This is a genomic window from Geodermatophilus saharensis, assembly GCF_900188205.1.
Taxonomy (GTDB): Bacteria; Actinomycetota; Actinomycetes; order Mycobacteriales; family Geodermatophilaceae; genus Geodermatophilus; species Geodermatophilus saharensis.
The window spans coordinates 1-21,642 of sequence record NZ_FZOH01000009.1 but is presented as its reverse complement, the minus strand read 5'-3'; the positions used below and the strand labels follow the sequence as shown (position 1 = coordinate 21,642).

Annotated in this window: 23 protein-coding genes and 1 riboswitch; of the genes, 14 read left to right on the top strand and 9 right to left on the bottom strand. The window is 75.6% G+C overall.

The genetic code is table 11. The features are described 5' to 3' along the window. Positions 1 to 26 precede the first annotated feature (26 nt). Complete coding sequence (locus CHC04_RS19220) at positions 27 to 650, bottom strand: FMN reductase (RefSeq protein ID WP_089405573.1); 624 nt, start codon at positions 648 to 650, stop codon at positions 27 to 29. Then, a complete protein-coding gene (locus CHC04_RS19215) occupies positions 647 to 1,804 on the bottom strand; it encodes an LLM class flavin-dependent oxidoreductase (protein WP_245817494.1) in 1,158 nt (385 codons plus the stop codon). Before CHC04_RS19215 ends, CHC04_RS19220 begins: the two co-directional genes overlap by 4 nt. Positions 1,805 to 2,056: 252 nt before the next feature. On the opposite strand from CHC04_RS19215, the gene CHC04_RS19210 reads away from it, so the two are divergent. The 10 genes from CHC04_RS19210 to CHC04_RS19165 all read left to right on the top strand — a co-directional run bounded on the left by CHC04_RS19210 (position 2,057) and on the right by CHC04_RS19165 (position 12,006). Beyond that, complete coding sequence (locus tag CHC04_RS19210; protein WP_089405572.1) at positions 2,057 to 3,007, top strand: DivIVA domain-containing protein; 951 nt, start codon at positions 2,057 to 2,059, stop codon at positions 3,005 to 3,007. A 164-nt stretch (positions 3,008 to 3,171) separates the two neighbouring features. Next, a riboswitch (cyclic di-AMP (ydaO/yuaA leader) is annotated at positions 3,172 to 3,333 on the top strand. Between the two features lie 231 nt (positions 3,334 to 3,564). Beyond that, entirely contained in the window at positions 3,565 to 4,485 is a 921-nt protein-coding gene (locus CHC04_RS19205; RefSeq protein WP_176450099.1) for an aggregation-promoting factor C-terminal-like domain-containing protein, read from the top strand. A gap of 153 nt (positions 4,486 to 4,638) precedes the next feature. Further along, positions 4,639 to 5,280 (top strand): class I SAM-dependent methyltransferase, encoded by a 642-nt coding sequence (locus CHC04_RS19200; RefSeq protein ID WP_089405571.1) that lies wholly within the window; start codon positions 4,639 to 4,641, stop codon positions 5,278 to 5,280. A 41-nt stretch (positions 5,281 to 5,321) separates the two neighbouring features. Next, positions 5,322 to 5,987: a TetR/AcrR family transcriptional regulator gene (locus tag CHC04_RS19195; protein WP_089405570.1), complete on the top strand. Its 666-nt coding sequence runs from the start codon at positions 5,322 to 5,324 to the stop codon at positions 5,985 to 5,987. A gap of 76 nt (positions 5,988 to 6,063) precedes the next feature. Continuing rightward, positions 6,064 to 7,572, top strand: coding sequence for a flavin-containing monooxygenase (locus tag CHC04_RS19190; RefSeq protein WP_089405569.1), 1,509 nt, complete (start codon positions 6,064 to 6,066; stop codon positions 7,570 to 7,572). Next, positions 7,572 to 8,411, top strand: coding sequence for an SDR family NAD(P)-dependent oxidoreductase (locus CHC04_RS19185; RefSeq protein ID WP_089405727.1), 840 nt, complete (start codon positions 7,572 to 7,574; stop codon positions 8,409 to 8,411). Before CHC04_RS19190 ends, CHC04_RS19185 begins: the two co-directional genes overlap by 1 nt. 16 nt (positions 8,412 to 8,427) lie before the next feature. After that, entirely contained in the window at positions 8,428 to 9,153 is a 726-nt protein-coding gene (locus CHC04_RS19180) for a DUF72 domain-containing protein (protein ID WP_089405568.1), read from the top strand. A 76-nt stretch (positions 9,154 to 9,229) separates the two neighbouring features. Then, positions 9,230 to 9,619, top strand: coding sequence for a hypothetical protein (locus tag CHC04_RS19175; RefSeq protein WP_089405567.1), 390 nt, complete (start codon positions 9,230 to 9,232; stop codon positions 9,617 to 9,619). A 42-nt stretch (positions 9,620 to 9,661) separates the two neighbouring features. After that, entirely contained in the window at positions 9,662 to 11,113 is a 1,452-nt protein-coding gene (gene argG, locus CHC04_RS19170; protein ID WP_089405566.1) for an argininosuccinate synthase, read from the top strand. Between the two features lie 332 nt (positions 11,114 to 11,445). Beyond that, positions 11,446 to 12,006, top strand: coding sequence for a hypothetical protein (locus tag CHC04_RS19165; RefSeq protein ID WP_141233860.1), 561 nt, complete (start codon positions 11,446 to 11,448; stop codon positions 12,004 to 12,006). Here the strand turns inward: CHC04_RS19165 and CHC04_RS19160 are convergent. The 3 genes from CHC04_RS19160 to CHC04_RS19150 all read right to left on the bottom strand — a co-directional run bounded on the left by CHC04_RS19160 (position 11,975) and on the right by CHC04_RS19150 (position 13,325). Next, the gene (locus CHC04_RS19160; RefSeq protein WP_141233859.1) at positions 11,975 to 12,358 is read right to left on the bottom strand and encodes a hypothetical protein; all 384 of its coding nucleotides are present in this window, start codon (positions 12,356 to 12,358) and stop codon (positions 11,975 to 11,977) included. The genes CHC04_RS19165 and CHC04_RS19160 overlap by 32 nt on opposite strands. A 111-nt stretch (positions 12,359 to 12,469) precedes the next feature. Further along, a complete protein-coding gene (locus tag CHC04_RS19155) occupies positions 12,470 to 12,907 on the bottom strand; it encodes a VOC family protein (protein ID WP_089405563.1) in 438 nt (145 codons plus the stop codon). Between the two features lie 25 nt (positions 12,908 to 12,932). Then, positions 12,933 to 13,325, bottom strand: a complete 393-nt coding sequence (locus tag CHC04_RS19150; protein ID WP_176450098.1) for a VOC family protein — start codon at positions 13,323 to 13,325, stop codon at positions 12,933 to 12,935. A gap of 130 nt (positions 13,326 to 13,455) precedes the next feature. On the opposite strand from CHC04_RS19150, the gene CHC04_RS19145 reads away from it, so the two are divergent. Continuing rightward, the gene (locus CHC04_RS19145; RefSeq protein ID WP_089405561.1) at positions 13,456 to 14,334 is read left to right on the top strand and encodes a pentapeptide repeat-containing protein; all 879 of its coding nucleotides are present in this window, start codon (positions 13,456 to 13,458) and stop codon (positions 14,332 to 14,334) included. On the opposite strand, the gene CHC04_RS19140 is transcribed toward CHC04_RS19145, so the two are convergent. The 4 genes from CHC04_RS19140 to CHC04_RS19125 are packed head-to-tail and all read right to left on the bottom strand — an operon-like array spanning position 14,276 to position 18,123. Continuing rightward, positions 14,276 to 14,713, bottom strand: a complete 438-nt coding sequence (locus CHC04_RS19140) for a hypothetical protein (RefSeq protein ID WP_089405560.1) — start codon at positions 14,711 to 14,713, stop codon at positions 14,276 to 14,278. The two genes, CHC04_RS19145 and CHC04_RS19140, sit on opposite strands and share 59 nt — an antisense overlap. A 38-nt stretch (positions 14,714 to 14,751) precedes the next feature. Further along, positions 14,752 to 15,153 carry a hypothetical protein gene (locus tag CHC04_RS19135; protein ID WP_089405559.1) on the bottom strand — a complete coding sequence of 134 codons (402 nt, stop codon included), beginning with the start codon at positions 15,151 to 15,153 and terminating at the stop codon, positions 14,752 to 14,754. A gap of 21 nt (positions 15,154 to 15,174) precedes the next feature. After that, positions 15,175 to 16,584: a Re/Si-specific NAD(P)(+) transhydrogenase subunit beta gene (pntB, locus tag CHC04_RS19130; RefSeq protein ID WP_089405558.1), complete on the bottom strand. Its 1,410-nt coding sequence runs from the start codon at positions 16,582 to 16,584 to the stop codon at positions 15,175 to 15,177. A 3-nt stretch (positions 16,585 to 16,587) separates the two neighbouring features. Further along, entirely contained in the window at positions 16,588 to 18,123 is a 1,536-nt protein-coding gene (locus CHC04_RS19125) for a Re/Si-specific NAD(P)(+) transhydrogenase subunit alpha (RefSeq protein WP_281252259.1), read from the bottom strand. 286 nt (positions 18,124 to 18,409) lie between these two features. Here CHC04_RS19125 and CHC04_RS19120 point away from each other — a divergent pair, with 286 nt between their 5' ends. The 3 genes from CHC04_RS19120 to CHC04_RS23720 form a co-directional block, all read left to right on the top strand. Then, on the top strand, positions 18,410 to 20,446 hold the full coding sequence (locus CHC04_RS19120; RefSeq protein ID WP_089405556.1) for a putative bifunctional diguanylate cyclase/phosphodiesterase: 2,037 nt from the start codon (positions 18,410 to 18,412) through the stop codon (positions 20,444 to 20,446). Positions 20,447 to 20,451: 5 nt separating this feature from the next. Then, a complete protein-coding gene (locus CHC04_RS19115) occupies positions 20,452 to 21,294 on the top strand; it encodes an HDOD domain-containing protein (RefSeq protein ID WP_245817490.1) in 843 nt (280 codons plus the stop codon). Positions 21,295 to 21,404: 110 nt separating this feature from the next. After that, positions 21,405 to 21,642: helix-turn-helix domain-containing protein (locus CHC04_RS23720; protein WP_141233858.1), on the top strand; the 238-nt coding region annotated here is incomplete at its 3' end.

Genomic DNA, 21,642 nt, shown 5'->3' with positions numbered 1-21,642 from the left:
GCGGGCACTTCCGCGGAAGTGCCCGGTCAGGCCTCGCCCCGGAGGAGCTGCTCGAAGGAGGGGACGTCGGCGAACGGGTCGGCCGGGCGGGCCGACGCCGGCCGTCCGGTGACGACGTCGGCCAGCTCGCCGGCCGCGCGGTCGACCCGCGCCGCCAGCTCCCCGCCGGCACCCTCGCCGCCGGCCCAGTCCTCGCTCGCCGCGAACACCGCGGTCGGCACGGTCACCGCGCGCAGGTAGGCGAACAGCGGCCGCATGGCGTGCTCGAGCACCAGGGAGTGCCGGGCGGTGCCGGCGGTGGCCCCCAGGAGGACCGGCTTGCCGGTCAGCGCGTCCTTCTCGAGCACGTCGACGAAGGACTTGAACAGCCCGCTGTAGGAGGCGGTGAACACCGGGGTCACCGCGATGACGGCGTCGGCGCCGGTCACCGTCTCGATCGCCGCGCGCAGTGCGGCGTTCGGGAAGCCGGTGACGAAGGCGTCGGCGAGGTCGCGCGCGTGCTCGCGCAGCTCGACGACCTCGACGACGGCGTCCTGGCCCCGCTCGCGCAGGGCGGCCACCGTCGCGGCAGTCAGCCGGTCGGCCAGCAGCCGGGTCGACGACGGCGTCGACAGCCCGGCGCTGACCACGGCCAGGGTGCGGGTGGTCACGCGGAGACCTCCTCGGCGGTGCGCCCGGTGACGTCGTCGCCGGCGGCGTGGACGGTGGGGTCGACCGCGCCGCCGCGGGCCGCCACCAGGGAGGCGTGGGTGGGCGCGTCGGGGACGTGCGCGGGCTTGAGCGCGGCGAACTCCTTCCGCAGCACGGGCACGACCTCCTCGCCGAGCACGTCGAGCTGCTCGAGCACGGTCTTCAGCGGCAGGCCGGCGTGGTCGATCAGGAAGAGCTGGCGCTGGTAGTCGCCGACGTACTCGCGGAACCCGAGGGTGCGCTCGATGACCTGCTGCGGGGAGCCGACGGTCAGCGGGGTCTCGCGGGAGAAGTCCTCCAGCGACGGGCCGTGGCCGTAGACCGGCGCGTTGTCGAAGTAGGGCCGGAACTCGCGGACGGCGTCCTGGCTGTTCCTCCGCACGAACACCTGCCCGCCGAGGCCGACGATGGCCTGGTCGGCGCTGCCGTGGCCGTGGTGCTCGAAGCGGCGGCGGTAGAACTCCACCATCCGCTGCGTGTGCTCCTTCGGCCAGAAGATGTGGTTGGAGAAGAACCCGTCGCCGTAGTAGGCGGCCTGCTCGGCGATCTGCGGGCTGCGGATCGACCCGTGCCACACGAACGGCGCGACGCCGTCGAGCGGGCGGGGGGTGGAGGTGAAGCCCTGCAGCGGCGTGCGGAAGCGGCCCGACCAGTCGACGACCTCCTCGTCCCACAGCCGGCGCAGCAGCGCGTAGTTCTCCACCGCCAGCGGGAGCCCGTCGCGGATGTCCTGGCCGAACCAGGGGTAGACCGGGCCGGTGTTGCCGCGGCCCATCATGAGGTCGACGCGGCCGCCGGCGAGGTGCTGCAGCATCGCGTAGTCCTCGGCGATCTTCACCGGGTCGTTGGTGGTGATCAGCGTGGTCGCCGTCGACAGCTGCAGCCGCTGCGTCCGCGCGGCGACGTAGGCCAGCGTCGTGGTGGGCGAGGACGAGAAGAACGGCGGGTTGTGGTGCTCGCCGAGGGCGAAGACGTCCAGACCGACCTCCTCGGCCTTCTCCGCGATCCGGACGATGGCCTGGATCCGCTCCGCCTCGCTCGGCGTGCGGCCGGTCGTGGGGTCGGTCGTGATGTCGCTGACCGAGAAGACGCCGAACTGCATCTCGTGCTCCATGTGGTTGAGCGTGCAACTACTGCACTCCGCCGAACTCCCCGGCGCCCGGATCCATTCCCAGGCTCTCGTGACCGTGCCGAGACACTGCGACTGCGCTGTGTGATCGTCCCGGCACGTCGTGACGACCCCACTCCGACGGCTCCCCGAGCCGCCCGTCGGGCCGGTCCGGCCGGGTCCCCGGGGTGGGAGATTGTGATCACTCCGACCGGCCAGCGGGGAACCGGATCGGACGGCGTACCGAGGGGGACCGGGATGTCGCAGGTGGGGGACGGGCACGCGCGGCACGCAGCGGCCGGGGACGACGACACGAGACGGGCGCCGAGCGGGCTCGACGGCCTGCTGGGCACGGGGCCGGTGTTCAAGACGGCGGTGCGCGGCTACGACCGCGCGCAGGTGGACACCTACGTGGACTGGGCCGAGACCGAGGTCATGGTCCTGCGGCGGGAGAACGACCACCTGCTCAGCCGCTACGCCGCCTGCTCGACCGAGTTGCAGAACGCGCGGCGCCGGCTCGCGGCGCTGGTCCGCGAGCGGCAGTCGCTGCCCGGCCCGGAGGAGGCCAGGGCGCTGGTGGCCCGGGCCGAGCAGGAGGCCGCCGCCGTGACCGCCACGGCCGAGGAGGAGGCCCGGCGGCTGCTCGCCGAGGCCCGCACCGAGGCCGAGGCGCGGCTCCGCGGGGTCGCCGAGATGCGCGAGGCGGTCATCGCGCTGCGCGAGCAGACCCGCAGCGAGGCCGCGGCGGTGCTGGAGGCGGCCCGCCGCCAGGCCGCGGAGGTGGGCCGGGCGGCGGCCGAGGAGCGCGCCCGGCTCGACCGCGCGGCCGCGGAGGCGCGCGAGCGGCTCGACCAGGAGGCCGTCGAGGTCCGCGCCCGGCTGGACCGGGAGGCCGCCGAGGTGCGCGCCCGGGCCGACGCCGAGGCGCTCGAGCGCCGGCTGGCCGCCGAGGCCGAGCTCGCGCCGCTGCGCGACGAGCGCGACCAGGCCCGCGAGTGGCTGCTCGGGCTGACCGGGCAGATCGACCGGGCCCTCGCGGTCGTCGCCGGGGTGCTCCCCGACGACGTCCCCGTCCTCGCCGAGCGCCGGGAGGCCGCGGAGGCCGCCGCCGGGGCGCCGGACGACCGCGAGCCGGTCGTCCCGGGCGATGCGTCGCAGCTCACGGTGCTGCACGGCGCCGGCCGTCCCGAGGTCGCCGCGGCCTCCTGACCGGCCCGCTGAGCAGGGCGGACGCCGGCCGGGCGGTCGGCGTCCGCCCCGGCCGGACCCCAGCGGTCCCACCTGTCCCTCCGGTCCCCGTGTTGTCACGGACCGGTAACGGCCTCTACCGTGGCGGGCGTCCGGTTGGTCGTCCTTCCCCGTCCGGGGAGCCTGGCCGGACGCCGCCGAGTCGTGTCCGTCCCCGCGGACGCGAGCCGGGGACCCACCGCAGTGCCGGGGTGAATCGCACCCGGCGAGCTCCGCTCGCCGGCGCGTAGGGCTGCTTCCCGCCCGAACCCGTCAGCTAACTCGGTAGGCGGCTCACGGAAGGAACGGAGTCTCCCGCATGCCCCGCCTCCGGGCCCCCGTGGCCCGCAGGTGCAGCCGCCGGTGCGCGCAGCGCGCCCTCGCGTCCTCCTGACGCCGGCTCGACCCTGCCCCGCCGCGCCCGGCACCGACCGGAGCCGCCGGAGACCCGCACTCCGCCAGACCCCGTAGACCGCGCCGCGTGCGCGCGCCCGTGCCCCGGGCCGCCGCGTGCACTCTCCCTCGGAGCCCCCACCCTCATGCCCCGTACCCGCCACACCGCCCCCGACACGCCGGAGAGCGTCGAGGCCACCGCCGTCGAGGTCGCCGACGTCGACGAGGCCCCCGCCCGCCGCGGCGGCTTCCTCCGCTCGCGCCGTCCCGCGCTGCTGCTCGGCACCGCCACCGCCGGCGCGCTGCTGGTCGGCGTGCTGACCACCACCGGCGCCGCCTCGCCCGCCGACACCGACACCGACACCGCGAGCGCCTCGGTGGGCGTCGCCGAGGCGCTGGGCATCCCGCAGCAGACCGAGGACGCCGCCACCACCAGCGCCATCGGGGACGACACCCTCGCCTCCCTGGAGGACCTCGCCGCCTCGCGCAACCAGCGCACCGCGGTGGACGCCGCCGCCGTCCAGGCGCAGGCGGCCGCCGAGCAGGCCGCCGCGGAGCAGGCCGCCGCCGAGGAGGCCGCCCGCGTCGCCGCCGAGGAGGAGGCCGCGCGCGCCGCCGCCGAGGCCCAGGCCGCCGCCGAGGCCGCCGCGGCCGAGCAGGCCGCCGCGGCCGAGCAGGCCGCCGCCGAGGCCGCCGCGGCCGAGCAGGCCGCCGCCGCCCAGCCGGCCGCCGCGGCCACCGAGGCGCCGGCCGCCAGCAGCGCGAGCTCGGGCACGGCCAAGAGCGGGTCCTTCAAGGACTACGCGCTCAGCCTCGTGGGCGCCGAGCAGTTCTCCTGCCTGGAGAAGCTGTGGGGCAAGGAGAGCGGCTGGGACCCCACCGCGCAGAACCCCACCAGCACCGCGTACGGCATCGCGCAGTTCCTCGACTCCACCTGGGCCAGCACCGGCATCGCCAAGACCTCCGACGGCTACCTGCAGATCGACGCCGGCCTGATCTACATCGAGGACCGCTACGGCTCCCCGTGCGAGGCCTGGGCGCACTCGCAGGCCACCGGCTGGTACTGACAGGACCCTCCCGTCCCCCACCCTTCGCACGCTCAGGGTGGGACCCTGCAGGAGGGCCGTTCCAGCACGTCACCTGCTCGGCGCGGGACCCTGCAGCGGGGCCGTGCCGGGCGGTGACCAGGCCGTTCCAGATCGTCACCAGGAGGGGCCGGCGTGACCAGGGTGGTGCCCGCGGCGTTCGTCCGCGCGCACACCCAGGTCCGCCGGCCCTCCCTCGTCCCGGAGGTGCGGCTGCACGTCGCCGACGACGTCGTCGCCCTGTGGGAGGCGATGGAGGACGCCGCCGGTGGCGCCGGTGAGGACCCGCCGTTCTGGGCGGCGGCCTGGCCCGGCGGGCAGGCGCTGGCCCGGGCCGTGCTCGACGGCGCCGTCCCGGTGGCCGGCCGTCGCGTCCTCGACCTCGGGTCGGGCAGCGGGCTGGTCGCCGTCGCCGCCGTCCTCGCCGGGGCCCACCACGTGCTGGCCAGCGACGTCGACCCGTTCTCCCGGACGGCGGTGGCGGTCAACGCCGTCCTCAACGGCGTCACCGGCATCAGCGTCATCGGCGACGTCCTGCACCGCGAGCCCCCGGACGTCGACGTCGTCCTGGCCGGGGACGTCTGCTACGACCGCGTGATGACCGAGCGGGTGCTGCCCTTCCTCGACCGGGCCCGCGCCCGCGGCTGCTCCGTCCTCGTCGGGGACCCGGGCCGGCCCTACCTGCCGCACGAGCGGCTCGAGCCGGTCACCGTCCTCGACGTGCCCGAGACCGAGGGCCCGGGCAGCCGCCGCACCACGGTGTGGCAGCTGCCCTGAGCACACCCGGCCGCCGATCCGCGCTGGGTAGGGTCGCCGCCGTGGCCGCACCGCTCCCCGTCCCGCCCGGCGGCAGCCGCGGACGCCGCGCCCGCCGCCCCTCCGGCGACGACCGCGAGCGGGCCATCCTCGCCACCGCCGAGGAGCTGCTCGGCCGCCGTGCGCTCGCCGACATCTCCGTCGACGACCTCGCGCGGGGAGCGGGCATCTCCCGGCCCACCTTCTACTTCTACTTCCCGTCCAAGGACGCCGTCGTGCTGGCGCTGCTCGACCGCGTGGTCGAGGAGGCCCGCGCCTCCCGGGCGGCGGCGCTGCGGCGGGCCGGCGACGACGTCCGCGCCGGCTGGCGGGGCGCGCTCGAGGCGGTCCGCGACACCTTCCTCGCCCACCGCGCGCTCACCACCGCGGCGGCCTCGCTGCTGCCCACCAGCGTCGAGGTGCGGGCGCTGTGGTCGCAGGTGATGGAGCAGTTCGTCGCCGAGACCGCCGCGGCCATCGAGGGCGAGCGGGCCCGCGGCGCCGCCCCGCCCGGGCCGCCCGCCCGCGACCTCGCCGTCGCGCTGAACTGGATGGACGAGCGGGTGATCCACGCGACCGCCACCGGGACGACGCCGGCGCTGGCCGAGGACGACCTGCTCGACGTACTGCTCACCGTGTGGCTGCGCACCGTCTACGGCGGCGACGGCCCGGCCGCCGCCCCCGGCTGACCGACGCGCCGTCGACCAACTCGACAGGGTGTCGAGTACCGTCGTGCAGGTCACCCCGGCCGTCCCGAGGAGCGCCATGACCGAGCCCAGCACCGCCCGCCACGTCGACGTGCTGATCGTCGGTGCCGGCCTCTCCGGCATCGGTGCGGCCTGCCACCTGCAGCGCGAGTCCCCGGGCCGGACCTACGCCGTCCTCGAGGCCCGCGAGGCCATCGGCGGCACCTGGGACCTGTTCCGCTACCCCGGCGTGCGGTCGGACTCGGACATGTTCACCCTCGGCTACTCCTTCCGGCCGTGGACCGACCCGAAGGCGATCGCCGACGGCGCCTCGATCCGCGAGTACGTGCAGGACACCGCCCGCGAGTACGGCGTCGACCGGCACATCCGCTTCGGCACCCGCGTCGTCGCCGCCTCCTGGTCCACCGAGGACTCGCGGTGGACGGTCACCGCCGAGCGCACCGGCACCGGCGAGACCGAGACGTGGACCTGCTCGTGGCTGTCGGTCTGCTCCGGCTACTACCGCTACGACGAGGGCCACCGCCCGCGGTTCCCCGGCGAGGAGCGCTTCGGCGGGCGGGTGGTGCACCCGCAGCACTGGCCCGACGACCTCGACTGGGCCGGCAAGCGGGTGGTCGTCATCGGCAGCGGCGCCACCGCCGTCACCCTGGTGCCCAGCCTGGCCGAGCAGGCCGCGCACGTGACCATGCTGCAGCGCACCCCCACCTACGTCGTGAGCCTGCCCGGCCGCGACGCGCTCGCCGAGAAGCTGCGCCGCCGGCTGCCCGACCGCGTCGTCTACCCGGTGGTCCGGTGGAAGAACGTGCTGGTCTCGATGGCGTCCTTCCAGCTCAGCCGGCGCCGGCCCGAGCTGATGAGGAAGGTGCTCGCGAAGGCGGCGGCCAAGGAGCTGCCCGGCAGCGTCGACGTCGGCACGCACTTCAACCCCCCGTACGACCCGTGGGACCAGCGGCTGTGCGTGGTGCCCGACGGCGACCTGTTCCGGGTGCTGCGCGAGGGCCGGGCGTCGATCGTCACCGACCGGATCGCCGGCTTCGACGAGACCGGCATCGCGCTGGAGTCGGGGGAGCACCTCGACGCCGACGTCGTCGTGACCGCCACCGGCCTGAACCTGCTGCCCATCGGCGGCATGCGGCTGACCGTGGACGGCGAGGACGTCGACCTGTCGCGCACCGTGTCCTACAAGGGCTTCATGGTCTCCGGCGTGCCGAACTTCGCCATGACGATCGGCTACACCAACGCCTCCTGGACGCTGAAGGCCGACCTGGTCGCCCGCTACGTCTGCCGGCTGCTGGACCACCTCGACCGCAACGGCTACGCCGCGGCCACCCCGCTCGCCCCGGCCGACGGCGGCACCGCGCCGTTCATCGGGCTGTCCTCCGGCTACGTGCAGCGCAGCCTCGCGGCGCTGCCGAAGCAGGGGTCCCGGGCGCCGTGGAAGCTGTACCAGAACTACGTCCGCGACGTGCTGCTCATGCGCCGCGGGCCGCTGGAGGACGAGGGCATCCGGTTCACCCGCCCGGTCGACGAGCGCGCCACCGCGGGCGTCGGCGAGGTGGCGGCGTGATGCGGCCCTACGACTTCACCGGCACCGCCGTCGTCACCGGCGCGGCCAGCGGCATCGGTGCCGCGCTGGCGCCGGCGCTCGCCGCGCGCGGCAACGACCTGCTGCTGCTCGACCGCGACGCCGAGCGGCTCGCCGGCGTCGCGGCCGCGGTGCGGTCGGCCTTCCCCGCCCGGTCGGTCGACACCGTCGTCGTCGACCTCGCCGACGCCGGGCAGGTGCGCGAGGCCGGCGAGGCGATCGTCGCCGGCCACCCCGGGACGACGCTGCTGGTCAACAACGCCGGCGTCGCGCTGGGCGGGCGCTTCGACCAGGTGACCCTCGAGGAGTTCGACTGGGTCCTCGACATCAACTTCCGCGCCGCCGTCCGGCTCACCCACGCGCTGCTGCCCACGCTCAAGGCCCACCCCGGCGCGCACCTGGTCAACGTGTCGAGCATCTTCGGCATCATGGCCCCGGCCGGGCAGGCCGCGTACTCCTCCAGCAAGTTCGCGATCCGCGGCTTCACCGAGGCGCTGCGGCACGAGCTGGCCGAGGACGGGGTCGGGGTCACCAGCGTGCACCCCGGCGGCATCGCCACCCGCATCGCCGAGACCGCCCGGGTGGCCAGTGGCGTGGACCCGGCGGAGGCCGAGCAGGGCAAGCGGGAGTTCTCCAAGATGCTGCGCTACCCGGCCGACCGGGCCGCGGCGCGGATCGTCACGGCGGTCGAGCGGCGCCGTCCGCGGCTGCTCATCGGCGCCAGCGCCGCCGTCCCCGACGTCCTGGTGCGGCTGGCACCCGGCTCCTACGGCCGCCTCCTCGCCGGGGCCACCCGGCTGGCGGGGCTGCGCCGGGCCTGAGGGCCCGCGCCGGGTGATGGCCGTCCACGTCGGCACCTCCGGCTGGAGCTACGACCACTGGGACGGCGTCCTCTACCCGCCGGGGACGCCGCCCCGGGACCGGCTGGCCCACTACGTGCGCCGCTTCGACACCGTCGAGCTCAACGCCAGCTTCTACCGCTGGCCGCGCACCGCCACCTTCGCCTCCTGGCGGCGGCGGCTGCCCGAGGGGTTCGCGCTGTCGGTCAAGGCCCCCCGCGGCCTGACCCACGCCAAGCGGCTCTACGCCCCCGAGGCGTGGGTGGAGCGGATGACGGCGGCCTGGCACGAGCTGGGCCCGCGGCGGGCGGTGCTGCTGGTGCAGCTGCACCCGGCCGCCGCCCGCGACGACGCCCGGCTGGACTTCTTCCTGTCCCAGCTGCCGGACTGGATGCGGGTGGCCGTCGAGTTCCGCCACCCCAGCTGGCACGACGAGGGCGTGTTCGCGCTGCTGGAGCGGCACGGCGCGGCCTACTGCGTCATGAGCGGCGCGGGCCTGCCGTGCGTGCTGCGGGCCACGGCGCCGTTCGTCTACGTCCGGCTGCACGGCCCCGACCCCGCGCACCTCTACGCCGGCTCCTACGCCGACGCCGACCTGCGCTGGTGGGCCGACCGGGTGGGGGAGTGGACGGCGCAGGGCCGCGACGTCTACGCCTACTTCAACAACGACGGCCACGGCCACGCCGTCCGCAACGCCGAGACCCTGCGCACGCTGGTCGGCTGAGCGGGCCGGCGCCGGGGACGCGAGACTGGGCGCGGACCCGCCGGGACGGCGGCGGGCCGGGTCGGGGGAGGTCTGCGTGAGCGAGCCGGAGGACAGGCCCCGCGACGGCGGGCTGGTGGCGCGCTCGGTCGAGGAGTTCGTCGCGCAGCTGCGCGGCTTCACCGACCGGGCCACCCGGCTGGCCGCCGGCGCGATGCCGGCGGGACTGTCGCTGCCTCGGCTGCCCTCACCGCCCGGGGCGATGTCGGCGGCGCAGGTCCGGTCGGTCGCCGCGTCGGTGAAGGCCCAGCGCCAGCTGGTCGAGGGTCTGGTCGCGCAGCTGCAGGCCTTCGACGAGCAGCTCGCCGTCTTCGAGCGGATCCTCGAGCCGCTGGTGGAGTGGAGCTCCACGTGGGCGCGGCTGGAGGAGTCCTTCGCCGACATCGTGCGCCGGGCACCGACCGACCGGGAACCGCCGCCGCCCTGACCCTCTCTGCATGATCATGCGTGGTCGTGCATAATCTTCGACGTGTCCAAGGTGCTCACGTCCCTGCCCGTCGGCGAACGCGTCGGGATCGCCTTCTCCGGTGGTCTCGACACCTCCGTGGCGGTGGCCTGGATGCGCGACCGCGGCGCCGTGCCGTGCACCTACACCGCCGACCTCGGCCAGTACGACGAGCCCGACATCGACTCGGTCCCCGGCCGCGCGGCCGCCTACGGTGCCGAGGTCGCCCGGCTGGTCGACTGCCGGCAGGCGCTGGTCGAGGAGGGGCTCGCCGCGCTGACCTGCGGTGCCTTCCACATCCGCTCCGGCGGGCGCAGCTACTTCAACACCACGCCCCTGGGGCGGGCGGTCACCGGCACGCTGCTGGTGCGCGCCATGCTCGAGGACGACGTCCAGATCTGGGGCGACGGCTCGACGTTCAAGGGCAACGACATCGAGCGCTTCTACCGCTACGGGCTGCTGGCCAACCCCTCCCTGCGGATCTACAAGCCGTGGCTGGACGCCGCGTTCGTCGAGCAGCTCGGCGGGCGCCGGGAGATGTCGGAGTGGCTCACCGCCCACGGGCTGCCCTACCGCGACAGCGCCGAGCGGGCCTACTCCACCGACGCCAACATCTGGGGCGCCACCCACGAGGCCAAGCGCCTGGAGCACCTCGACGCCAGCATCGAGATCGTCGAGCCGATCATGGGCGTGCGCTTCTGGGACCCCGCGGTGGAGATCCCCACCGAGGACGTGACCGTCGGCTTCGCCCAGGGCCGGCCGGTGTCGATCAACGGCAAGGAGTTCGACTCCGCCGTCGACCTGGTGCTGGAGGCCAACGCCATCGGCGGCCGGCACGGGCTGGGCATGTCCGACCAGATCGAGAACCGGGTCATCGAGGCCAAGAGCCGCGGCATCTACGAGGCGCCGGGCATGGCGCTGCTGCACGCGGCCTACGAGCGGCTGGTCAACGCCGTCCACAACGAGGACACCCTCGCCGCCTACCACACCGAGGGCCGCAAGCTCGGCCGGCTGATGTACGAGGGCCGGTGGCTGGACCCCCAGGCGCTCATGCTGCGGGAGTCGCTGCAGCGGTGGGTCGGCATGGCGGTCACCGGCGAGGTGACGCTGCGGCTGCGGCGGGGTGAGGACTGGTCGCTGCTGGACACCTCCGGGCCGGCGTTCAGCTACCACCCCGACCGGCTGTCGATGGAGCGCACCGAGGACCCCGCGTTCGGGCCCACCGACCGGATCGGCCAGCTGACCATGCGCAACCTCGACATCGCCGACTCGCGGGCCAAGCTCGAGCAGTACGCCGCCCTCGGCATGGTGGGCAGCGGCGGCGAGCGGGTCGCGATCGGCGCCGCGCAGGCCGCCGCCACCGGCCTCATCGGCGCCATGACCCAGGGCGGGGCCGAGGCGATCGCCGCCCGCGGCGGCCCGGCCGGCGACGACGAGCTGCTCGACCGCGCCGCCATGGAGGCCGGCAACGACTGACGCCCGTCCTGCGGGCGCCTACCCCGTCGGCCACCGTCCCTGGAGGCGGCCCACGGGACGGTCGGTGGCCGGAGGGGTCGTGCGCGCCCCTCGAGGTCGCCGGTGGCTGAGACCCCACGACGGCACGGCCGGTGGTGTCCGCCCGGCCGTGCCGCCTGCCGAGGCGCCACACTCGGCGGTGAGGGGGAGCCATGGTGCCGAGGGTCGTGCGGGTGTGGGTGGCAGCGGCGCTGATGGCGTCCGGAGGTCTCCTGTTCGCCGCGTCCTGGCAGCGCTGGGCCGGTGCGTGTCCGTGGGGCGGGAACCAGGAGGCCCGGCCGTGCGAGACACGGATGGACCACCTCTACGACTTCCTCCCACCCCTGGAGCCGTGGATGCCCGCGGGGGTGGCCGCCCAACTGGCGGGGGCGTCGCTCCTCGTCCTCGCGGTCGCCGTCCTCCCCCTGCCCTGGGCGCTGACCGGACGGAAGCCGGGCCTTGCCTCCGCCGGGGTGCTCCTCGCGATCACGCTGATCGTGCTCGACGTCGGACTGGCGACCCTGCGCTCGGGGTTCGACGGCGTCGTCGTCGGTCCTGTGGGCGCGGACGTCACCGTCGTGCTCTGGGTCCTGGTGCCCACGTTCCTCTACGGGTGCCTGGCGGTGCTGTCCTGCGGCTGGGCGAGCGGCGCGGCGGCGGGGCTGCTGGTGCTGGCGTCACCACTGGTCGCCTCCTCCACCTACGCCATCGGTCCCTGGGACGCCCAGCCGTGGTGGGAGGCGATCTCCGGCCTGCTGACGTGCGGAGCCGGGGCGTGCGTGCTCGTGGAGGCGGTACGTCGGCCGGTCCCACGGTGTGCGTCGCGCCTCGCGGGTCAGCGGCTCACGGTGGAGGGAAGTGGCAGGTCATGGTGATGCGGCCGCTGGTGGTGACGACGATGTGTCCCTGGGTGACGGTGACCTCGTCGCTGTGACAGGGCACCCAGGCCGCGAAGGTGTGCTCCGGCAGGGCGATCCCCTCGGGTAGCTGTCCGAAGCAGGTGGCGTTCACGCCGCCCTTCGGCGTGATGACCACCGTGACGTTCTCGATCGGGACCTGCTGCACCGAGTCCGGCAGAAACGGGAGGTTGCCGGGTTCGCTCCAGCACTCGTCCGCGCCCCGCTCGCGGACGACCACCGCTGCGGCCTGCGCGGAGGCAGGCACCGCCGCTGCCAGCACCAGCGCGACACCGCCGATCACCGTGGCCCGGGCCAGTCGACTCGTCATGTCAGCCTCCCCGTGGTCGGTGCAGGGAGATTGCCTCGGCCAACCGATCGTGGACAGAGCACAAGTCCTCTGCGGACCACCGGGACAGCGGAGTGCACGCTGGGCCCGGGGTCAGCCGAGCTGCTCGGCCAGCGCAACGATGATCCCGGCGGGGCCGCGGACGGAGCAGAGCCGGTGGCTGTCCTGGTACTGCACCACCTCGCCGATGGGGTGCCCGCCGTGGGCCCGCAGGCCGGCGAGGGTGGCGTCGAGGTCGTCGACGGCGAACACGCTGCGCAGGCCCAGCGTGTTCGCCGGTGCGTTCGCCGGCTCGGCGCTCACCGCCTGCGGGCTGTGGAACCTCGTCAGCTCGAGCCGGCCGTGGCCGTCCGGCGTCCGCATCATCGCGATGTCGACCCGGACGCCGTCGAGCCCGCTGAGGCGGTCCACCGACGGCCCCTCGATCGGCGCCTCGCCCTCCAGCTCCATGCCGAGCGCGGTGAAGAACGCCGTGGCCGCCTCGAGGTCGTCGACGACGACGCTGACGTGGTCCATCCGCCGGATCGCCATGGGTGGGTCATCCCCCCGTGCAGGGTCACCCGGGCGGGCGCACGTCCACCCGCAGCGGGTGGTCGGCAGGGACCTCGACCAGCACGATCGCCACGCCATCGGGGTCGCTGACCGTCGCCTCGAGCAGCCCCCACGGCTTGCGCTCCGGCCGGTCGACGACGGGGACGCCCGCCTCGGCCAGCCGGTCGACCGCGGCGGTGAGGTCGCGCACCTGCACCCACAGCGCCAGGCCGCGCGGGCGCTCGTCGGCCCGGCCGGAGACCTCGAGCAGGCCGTTGCCGAGGAAGAACACCAGCCCGCGGTGCCCGGGCGGGCCGAACTCGCGGTAGACGGCCAGCCCGAGCACGTCGCGGTAGAACGCCTGCGAGCGGTCGGGGTCGGTGGGCCGCAGGAGCACGCGGCTGCTGAGCACGTCCACGCCGCCCATCCTGGCCCGGCCGTCGCGTCGAGATCACGGGATCTCGACGCCTCAGGGCCGCTGGAGCGCCGAGATCACGTGATCTCGACGGGGAACTGGGCCGGACCGTCCCCGCGCATACCCTCGACCGGTGACCCCTCCCGCCTCCCCGGCGGCGGCTCCCGTCGACCGGCGGCGGGAGCTGCGCGCCGACTGCTCCGCCTGCGCCGGCCTGTGCTGCGTGCTGCCGGCCTTCGCCGCCTCGGCCGACTTCGCGATCGACAAGCCCGCCGGGCGGGCCTGCGTGCACCTCACCACCGACGCCCGCTGCGGCATCCACGCCGACCTGCGGCAGCGCGGGTTCCCCGGCTGCACGGTCTTCGACTGCTTCGGCGCCGGCCAGCGGCTGGTGCAGGTCGCCGCCGTCGAGCGCCCGGCCGCCGACCCGGGCGTGGCCGCGGCCTTCCCCGTCCTGCGGCAGCTGCACGAGCTGCTGTGGTACCTCGCCGAGTCCGCCGCCCTGCCGCTGCCGGCGCCGCTGCGCGCCGACGTCGCCGCTCTCACCGGGCGCACCGAGCGGCTGGCCGCCGGCGACCCGGCGGAGCTGGCCGCCGTCGACGCGGCCGCCCTGCGGGCCGAGGCCGGGCAGCTGCTCGGCCGGGTCAGCGCCGCGGTCCGCCCCGGCGGCCGCGACCGGCGCGACGCCGACCTGATCGGCGCCGACCTGCGCCGCACCGACCTGCGCGGCAGCAGCCTGCGCGGCGCCTACCTGATCGGCGCGGACCTGCGGGGCGCCGACCTCACCGCCGTCGACCTGCTCGGCGCCGACCTGCGCGCGGCCGACCTGCGCGGCGCCGACCTCTCCGGCGCGCTGTTCCTCACCCGCCCGCAGGTGGCCGCGGCCCGCGGCGACGGCGCCACCCGGCTGCCGGCCGCGCTCGACCGCCCCGCGCACTGGACCGCCGCGCCGGTCACGGCACGGCGTCCCCGTCGTCGTCCGGGCGGCCGCGGCGGCGCAGCAGGCCGGTGACGCCGGCGACCCGGTTCTGCGCCTGACGGATCGTCGCGATCATCGGCATGAGGTCCTCGTCGATGGTGCGGATGATGTCGGGCACCGCGTCGACCGCGGGGTCGTCGAGGACCCGGCCCACCCGCTCCAGCCCCGGCTTGAGCGCCCGCACCGGCTCCTCGAGCTCACCGACGAGGTCCTCCAGCCGCTCGGCGGTGCGCTGCGCCGAGGCGATCGCCGACGTCGCGGTCGTCGTCGCGGCGATGAGCTCGCGGACGGCGCCGTTGAGGTCGGTGAGGGTGCGCGGCAGCTGGGCCAGCGCCTCGGTCTGCGCCTGCAGCGCGGTCAGCAGCTCGGTGAGGCCGGGGATCTTCGGCATGCCGAGGCGGAAGGGGTCCACACCGGCAACCGTCGCGCCCCCGGCGACCGCGCCGCAACTCAGCCCGGCAGCACCTCGCGCCACCGCCGGCCCGCCTCGCGCCCGCTGCGGACGTCGGCGAGGCCCCGCATCGCGTCGATGTCGTGCCAGGTGCCGGTGAGCAGCCCGAACACCCCGACCCCGGTGTCGAGCATCGACGGGTGCGGCGGCGGCATCCCGTTCGGCCGGACGAACGTGATCTTCCACCGCTGCCCGGCCGCGGTCAGCTTCAGCCCGCCGCCGAACCACCACCACGGCCACGACACGTCGCTGACCTGGGTCAGCGGTACGTCGAAGACCGGGGTGTCGCTGACGAAGGTCAGCCCGCCCTGGGCGGTGGCCAGGTAGCCGGGGACGTTGCGCAGGCCCCCGATCAGCCAGGCCGGGCTGACCAGCGCGGCGGCGGTGGGGTGAGTGGTCACGGTGCTCCTCTCGCGGGGGCCCTACAGGGCCCGCAGGATGTCCTCGACGCGCTCGCGCGCGTCGCCGAACAGCATCCGGGTGTTCTCGCGGAAGAACAGGGGGTTCTGCACGCCGGCGTATCCGGTGCTCATGGACCGCTTGAACACCACCACGTGCTCGGCCTCCCACACGTGCAGCACCGGCATGCCGGCGATCGGGCTGGCCGGGTCCTCGGCGGCGGCCGGGTTGACCGTGTCGTTGGCGCCGATCACCAGCACCACCGACGTCTTGGCCAGGTCGTCGTTGATCTCGTCCATCTCCAGGACGACGTCGTAGGGCACCTTGGCCTCGGCCAGCAGCACGTTCATGTGCCCGGGCAGGCGCCCCGCGACCGGGTGGATGCCGAAGCGGACCAGCACGCCCTTGTCGGTGAGCGTGCGGGTCAGCTCGGCGACGGCGTTCTGCGCGTGCGCGACGGCCATGCCGTAGCCGGGGGTGATGACGACGCTGTCGGCGTCGCGCAGCAGCTGCGCGACCTCCTCGGCGGTGGTCTCGGTGTGCTCGCCGTCGACGTCGCCGGAGGCGGCGGTGGCGCCCTCGTTGCCGAACCCGCCGGCGATGACCGACAGGAACGAGCGGTTCATCGCCTGGCACATGATGTAGGACAGGTAGGCGCCGGAGGAGCCGACCAGCGCGCCGGTGACGATCAGCAGGTCGTTGTCGAGCAGGAAGCCCGAGGCCGCGGCCGCCCAGCCCGAGTAGCTGTTGAGCATCGAGACGACGACGGGCATGTCGCCGCCGCCGATCGAGGCGACCAGGTGCCAGCCCAGCGCCAGCGCCAGCGCGGTCAGGCCCGCCAGCACGCCCAGCCCCGGCGAGACGACGAACACGACGGTCAGGACGGCGAAGGCCGCCAGCGCACCGAGGTTGAGCGCGTTCTTGCCCGGCAGCACCAGCGGGTTGCTGCGGATCCGCCCCGACAGCTTCAGGTAGGCCACGACCGAGCCGGTGAAGGTGACCGCCCCGATGAAGACGCCGATCGCCACCTCGGCGGAGTGGATGCCCACGGGCAGGTCGAGCACCTCGGCCTCGCCGGCCGGTGCGCCCTCCACCGAGAGGTAGCCGTTCCAGCCGACCAGCACCGCGGCCAGGCCGACGAAGCTGTGCAGCAGCGCGATGAGCTCGGGCATGCCGGTCATCTCGACGATCCGGGCCCGCCAGATGCCGATCGCGGCGCCGATCACCATCGCGACGGCGATGAGGCCGATCGACAGCGCGTCGCCGTCGCGGGCGGCCAGCCCGATGGTGGCGACCAGCGCGACCGCCATGCCGGCGATGCCGTAGGCGTTGCCCGCCTTGGCGGTCTCGTGCCGCGACAGCCCGGCCAGGCTCAGCACGAACAGCAGGGCGGCGACGATGTAGGCCGCGGACGCGGCGGTGGTGGCACTCACGGGTCAGGCCCTCCGGAACATGCCGAGCATGCGGCGGGTCACCGCGAAGCCGCCGAAGACGTTGATGCTGGCCAGCAGCACCGCGAGGAAGGCCAGCACGGTCACCACCGTGCTGGTGTGCCCGAGCTGCAGCAGCGCGCCGACCACGATGATCCCGGAGATCGCGTTGGTCACGCTCATCAGCGGGGTGTGCAGCGCGTGGTGCACGTGCCCGATGACGTAGAAACCGACGACGACGGCCAGGGCGAACACCGTCAGGTTGCCGATGAGCTGGTCGGGGGAGAAGGCGGCGAGCAGGAACAGCAGAGCCGCGCCGAGGCCGACCAGCGCGGCCCGCCGGCCGGGCGCGGGCGGACCGTCCGCCGGTGGCGGCAGCGGCGCCGGCGGGGGATCGGCGGCCGGTGCCGGCGCGGCCGAGACCGGCACCGGGGGTGGCGGCCACAGCTTCTCGCCGGCCCGCGCCACGGTCATGCCCCGCACGACGACGTCGTCGAGGTCGAACACCGGCCGCCCGTCCCTGCCCGGGGTGAGCAGCGTCAGCAGGTTGACCAGGTTGGTGGCGAACAGCTGCGAGGCCTGCGCCGGCAGCCGCGCGGGCAGGTCGGTGTAGCCGATGATCGTGACCCCGTTCGGCGTCACCACCACCTCGTCGGGCACCGAGCCGGCCACGTTGCCGCCCTGCGCGGCGGCCATGTCCACCACCACCGAGCCGGGCTTCATGCTCGCCACCATCTCCTCGGTGAGCAGCCGGGGCGCGGGGCGGCCGGGGATCAGCGCGGTGGTGACGACGACGTCGACGTCGCGGGCCTGCTCGGCGTACATGACGGCGGCGCGGGCGTCGAAGCTCTCGGACGTGACCGACGCGTACCCGGTGCCCGACCCGGCGGCCTGCTCGCTCTCGTCGGCGGGCACGCCGACGTACTCCCCGCCCAGCGAGCGCACCTGCTCGGCCACCTCGGGGCGGACGTCGGTGGCCCGCACGACCGCGCCCAGGCTGCTGGCGGTGCCGATGGCGGCCAGCCCCGCGACGCCGGCGCCGGCGACGAACACCTTGGCGGGGGGCACCTTGCCCGCGGCGGTGACCTGGCCGGTGAAGAACCGGCCGAAGGCGTGCGCGGCCTCGACGACGGCGCGGTAGCCGGCGATGTTGGCCATCGACGACAGCACGTCCAGCGACTGCGCCCGCGAGATCCGGGGCACGGCGTCCATCGCCAGCGCGGTGACCCCGCGGGCGACCAGCGCGTCGAGCAGGTCGGGGGAGAGTGCGGGGGCGAGCAGGCTGACCAGCACGGCGTCCGGGCGCAGCAGCGCGACCTCGTCGAGGGTGGGGGCGTTGACGTGCAGGACGACGTCGGCGCCCCACGCGTCGGCCGCCCGGCCGATCCGCGCACCCGCGGCGACGTAGGCCTCGTCCGGGCAGCTGGCCGCCTCCCCGGCACCGGCCTCGACCAGGACCTCGTACCCGAGCGCGCGCAGCCGCCCGACGCTCACCGGCGTCGCGGCCACCCGCGTCTCGTTCCGTCGGGTCTCGGCCGGCACACCGATCAGCACGCGCACTCCATCGACAGCTCGGGCCGGCGACCCCGCCGGCGGACCGGGTGGTGCTGCGCGGGGTGGGCGGGCGGCCGACCCCGGTGGTGCATGGTGACAGGAGCCGGTACCGAACCGGGCGACCCCGTCCGGATTCGTGACCTGGATCGCATCCCCACCCTCCCGGGTGAGGGCCGCGCCCGGCGGGTGGAGTCCGGCCCGCCGCGTGCCGAGGGTGCCGGGGAGTCCCGCGCCGGGACCCCGCCAGGCAGCCGCACCGACAGCAGGAGGAACCGTGCCCGCCAGCCCGGAGGTGGTGGCCGCCGTGTTCGCCGCGGCGGCCGGCAGCGACGGGCCCGCGCTGGTCGTCGTCGGGGCCGCCGACGGCCCGCCGCGGGTCACCTGGGCCAACGCGAGCGCGACCGCGCTGCTGGGGCCCGTGCCGGGCGGCACGCCGGTCCCCGCGCTGCTGCCGACCCTGCCGGTCGGGGAGCTGCCCGTGCTGCTCCGCCGCGGCCGCACCGCGCGGCTGGCGCTGCCGGTGCGCGCCGCCGACGGGCGGCTCGTCGACGCCGTTGTCCGGGCCACCCCGGCTCCCTCCGGGCGGTCGTGGACGCTGGCGGTGACCACCGGGGCCGCCGACGCCGAGCGGGCCTCGCGGGCCACCGCCGAGGCGGCCGAGCGCCGGTTCGCCACCCTCACCGCGCGCTCGCCGGTGCCGACCGTGCTCTCCGAGCAGGGCATGCGGCTGGCGCACGTCAACGACGCCTTCTGCCGGCTCGTCGGCCGGCCCGCCGAGGACCTGCTCGGCACCGGCTGGACCGGCTGCGTGCACCCCGAGGACCTCGGCGCCGTCGTCGAGGCCGTGGCCGCCGTCCTCGGCAGCGGGGAGGGCCCGGGCGCGGAGGGCGAGGTGCGGGCCCGGCTGGTGCGCGCCGACGGCGCCGAGCGGTCGGCGCTGCTGCGGCTGGGCCACGTGTTCACCCCGGGCTCCGGCGCCGGCTTCCTCGGCACCGTCGAGGACGTCACCGAGCGGCTGGCCTTCGAGGCGCGGCTGGCCCACCAGGCCTCCCACGACCCGCTGACCGGCCTGCCCAACCGCACCCTGCTCGACCAGCACCTCGCCGCCCGCTTCACCGCCGGGGGCCGCGGGTTGGCCTGCCTGTTCCTCGACCTCGACGACTTCAAGGTGGTCAACGACTCCCTCGGCCACGAGGCCGGCGACGAGCTGCTGGTGGTGGTCGCCGCCCGGCTGCGGGCCACCGTCCGCCCCGGCGACCTCGTGGCCCGCTTCGGCGGCGACGAGTTCGTGGTCGTCTGCGACGGCGTCGACGAGGCGGCCGCCACCGCGCTGGCCGGGCGGATCGGCACCGCGCTCGCCGCGCCGGTGTCCCTGGCCGGGGTGCTGCTGCGGCCGCACGCCAGCATCGGCGTCACCGTGCAGGCGCCCGAGCACGCCGACGCCGCCGACCTGGTGCGCGACTGCGACATCGCCATGTACCAGGCCAAGGCCGGCGGCAAGGGCCGGGTGCGGGTGCTCGACCGCGCCGGCCGCGCCGAGGCCCGCGCGAAGCTGCGGCTGGTCGCCGACCTGCGCGACGCGATCGAGCGGCGCGAGGTGGGCCTGCACTACCAGCCGATCCTCGCCGCCGGTGACGGGTCGCTCGACGCCGTCGAGGCGCTCGCCCGCTGGGTGCACCCCGAGCACGGGCCGATCAGCCCGGCGACGTTCGTGGCCCTGGCGGAGGAGAGCGGCCTGATCGGCGCGCTGGGCCTGCTGGTGCTCGACGAGGCCTGCCGGCAGGTGGCGGTGTGGGACCGCGAGCTGGGCCCGGCCGCCCCGCCCCGGGTCAACGTCAACGTCTCGGCGCTACAGCTCGACGGCGGCCTGCGCGACGCGGTGGTCGCCGCGCTGGACCGGCACGGCCTCGCCCCCGCCCGGCTGTCGGTGGAGATCACCGAGTCGGCGCTGATGACCGACCCCGCCGCCGCCCGCGCGGTGCTGCAGGGCCTGCGCGACCTGGGCGTGGCGGTCGCGATCGACGACTTCGGCACCGGCTACTCCTCGCTCGCCTCGCTGCGGCACCTGCCGGTGACCTGCCTGAAGGTCGACCGCTCCTTCGTCGCCGAGCTCGCCGACGGCCACGCCGAGATCGCCACCGCCGTCATCGCGATGGCCCGCAGCCTGGGGCTGTCCACCGTCGCCGAGGGGGTCGCCACCCCCGCGCAGGTCGCGGCGCTGACCGACCTGGGGGCCACCTACCTGCAGGGCTTCTCGCTGGCCCGGCCGATGGACGGCGCCGCCACGGCCGCCTGGGTCGGTGCCCGGTGACCGCGGTGTCGCCGATCGTGCCGGCCGCCGGCGGGCTGTCGCTGGGCACCCCCCCGGCGGTCGACCTCGACCGGCTGCTGGCGGGGATGGACACGATGGCCGGCCAGCGCCCGGTGGCCGCCCAGGTGGTCGCCGTCGCCAGCACCGACGACGCCAGCGCGGCCCGGCTGGCCGAGGTGCTCGCAGGCGACGTCGCCCTGGCCGGCCGGGTGATGAAGCTGGCCAACTCCGCCTACTTCGGCATGACCGGCCGGGCGACGACGCTGCAGTTCGCCGTCACCGTCGTCGGCTTCACCGCGGTGCGGACCATGGCGACGGTCGCGCTGACCTGCCTCGACGACGAGGAGCACCTGCCCGAGGGGTTCTGGGAGCGCAGCACCGGCGTGGCGCTGGCCGCCTCGGTGCTCGCGCCGCGGTCGGGGACCCGGCCGCAGGACGCCCTGTGCCTCGGGCTGCTGGCCCAGGTGGGCGCGGCGCTGCTGCACGGCGAGGACCCGGCGGGCTACCGCGCGCTGGCCGCCGCGCACCGCTCTCCGGCCGCGCGGCGCACCGCCGAGGTGTGCCGCTACGGCATCTCGGCCACGCGGCTGTCGGCCGTCGCGCTGGAGCAGTGGGGCTTCCCGCCGGTGATGGTCGGCCCGCTGGCCGCCGCGGACGACCCCGCCGCGCCCGACGGCGCGCTGCTGCGCGTCGCGTCGGAGATCGGCGCCCGCCACGCCGACCCCGCGCACGAGCCGGTGCCGGTGGAGCGGCTCGGCGGCGGGCTGCTGCGCGAGGACGGCGTCGCGGCGGTGCTCGAGCAGGTCGCCGCCGCGGCCGAGGACCTGCGCCGCGCCCTCGTCTGCTAGCTGTCGCAACCAGGGACGTTGTTGACGTTCGGCGCGTCGGCTTGATCATGAAGGAGACCTCCGGGAGGAGTGGTGGTGCTTGACGTCACCATCGCCAACCGGAGGTCTCCGTGGCTCACGCTAATGCCCGCACCACCGTCTACGCCCGCAAGCTGATCATCGCTCGTGTCCTGGCTGGTCATCGGCCCGGTGAGGTGGCCAAGCAGCTGGGGATCAGCCGGCAGACGGTCTACAAGTGGGTGCGCCGCTGGCGGACCGAGGGTGCGGCCGGGCTGGCCGATCGCTCCTCGCGGCCGCATCGGATGCCCCGGCGGACCTCACCGGAGACGGTCGCGCGCATCATCGCCG